Raw genomic sequence first — 259 nt, 5'->3', positions numbered from 1 at the left:
AGTCTTCCTGTCTCTCCTGCACAAGAGTTAATTACTTTTGTCAAAGATCGCCCCGGACATGATCGTCGTTATGCCATTGATGCCACGAAAATTAAGCAAGAATTAGGCTGGCAACCGTCTGTAACCGTGGAAGAAGGATTGCGGGAGACGGTGAACTGGTATTTAGAAAACCGCCACTGGTGGGAACCTTTGTTATCAGAGGAATATCAAGCCTATTATCAACAGGTCTATCAAGTTTCGCCTTAATTTAGATTGATCA

1 protein-coding gene is annotated in these 259 nt (G+C 43.6%); it reads left to right on the top strand.

What is annotated here, in order from left to right:
* A partial coding sequence (locus R0J87_RS21930; protein WP_498888952.1) for a GDP-mannose 4,6-dehydratase occupies positions 1-246 on the top strand: 246 nt, incomplete at its 5' end.
* Between the last annotated feature and the right edge of the window lie 13 nt (positions 247-259).

The sequence above is a fragment of the Halomonas sp. SIMBA_159 genome, from assembly GCF_046536035.1.
GTDB classification, from domain to species: Bacteria; Pseudomonadota; Gammaproteobacteria; order Pseudomonadales; family Halomonadaceae; genus Vreelandella; species Vreelandella venusta_A.
This window is presented reverse-complemented; position numbering and strand designations above follow the sequence as displayed.